Raw genomic sequence first — 1,302 nt, forward strand, 5'->3', positions numbered from 1 at the left:
ATCCCCTGAGGGATCCCCAGAAAATTTAGTAAACCATTATCATATTGGTATACCGTTGCTGTAGAACTTTCAGCCCTGCGTCAAGTGACAGTGTGTTTAGTATGAGTGGAGAATGTCGAATCACATTCTCCGCCAGTTTTAATAACGAGATGACTCGCCTGTGCTTCACTGTATTTGCCTGATATTTATGATGTATCCCTTTGTTTTCCAGGCTGAAACCGCTTAACCACATAATGATACTGGCTAATGTTGCGATCAGACTCAATACCGTGACCCGCCCAGATGAATGACTGGCACCAAACCGTAGTCCAAATCCCCAGCGAGGATTTTTTTCATCCCTGAAATTTTGCTCAATTTGCATTCTACGGCTGTATAATTTCATTACCTGTTTTGGCGAGAACTCAGTACTGTTTGTGAAAATAAACCATGGTGATTTCCCGGCAGTACGAGCTTTAGCCGTCACCGATGGTCTGGTTGCTCTTTCCTTCGAGCGTTTAAATCTACGACCTTTAGGCTTACTTTTATAAAGATAAAAATGCCCTTCATGTTGTGCATTTTTATCTCGACCCAGCAGGCCTTCACCTAAATAAATTGCTGTCGTTGATGCTTTTGTGCCTGAGTCCGACACCTTTTCCCAGCCATCACCAACATTGTAATAATGATTGCCCAGTACCCGGCAAATATAGGTCCAGCCACGGGAGCGGAGCTGTTGGAACCATCGCCCCTGAAAACCGGCATCTGTAATAACAATGACATCAGTCCCGGGGGAAAAGCACTCAGCAAGCGATTCCAGAAAACGCTCATGTACATCTGCATTCGCTGTCTGTGATGATGGAACGACACAACTCATCAACGGTAAAGAACGCCCGTCACATGCCAGGCTTGCCCGCAAAAGCTGAAAACGAGAGGCATGATAAGCACTCCAGTCAATGAGTATCACAACACGAGACATTCCCCGCGTAATCTTTTGGGTAATTCGCTGAAAAATGGTGGAAACCTCATTTTGCAAATGTCGATTCCCCAACAGTCGATCCACCCGCTTTATTTTGTTTTTAACTGATGCCGTACCGGTTAAATGACGCCCGATACTGGTAAGTGTGAGGGAAGCGCCATTTATTACAGCATTAGTTGCGTCAATCAGTGATTTTTGACGGTAAAGATGCAAAGGGGCCAGTATGTTGTTAAGGAAATTTTGGCATAATGAACGTGCAGGCATAGTGGTGATCCCCTTGAAATTGTTAGCACAATCAATTAGATCACATCTCACTATGCCTGTCTTGTTTTCTGGGGATTCCTCAGGGG

The 1,302-nt window shown here is 44.8% G+C and carries 1 protein-coding gene; it reads right to left on the bottom strand.

The window, feature by feature from the left end:
• Window positions 1–25: 25 nt before the first annotated feature.
• Window positions 26–1,216: an IS4-like element ISEc60 family transposase gene (locus C0K55_RS25650; protein ID WP_105266661.1), complete on the bottom strand. Its 1,191-nt coding sequence runs from the start codon at window positions 1,214–1,216 to the stop codon at window positions 26–28.
• Between the last annotated feature and the right edge of the window lie 86 nt (window positions 1,217–1,302).

Source organism: Escherichia sp. MOD1-EC6098, assembly GCF_002965865.1.
Taxonomy (GTDB): Bacteria; Pseudomonadota; Gammaproteobacteria; order Enterobacterales; family Enterobacteriaceae; genus Escherichia; species Escherichia marmotae.

What these genes read in the sequence shown, in the direction of transcription:
- C0K55_RS25650 (WP_105266661.1), bottom strand. Translation starts at nt 1,216, where the DNA reads ATGCCTGCACGTTCATTATGCCAAAATTTCCTTAACAACATACTGGCC.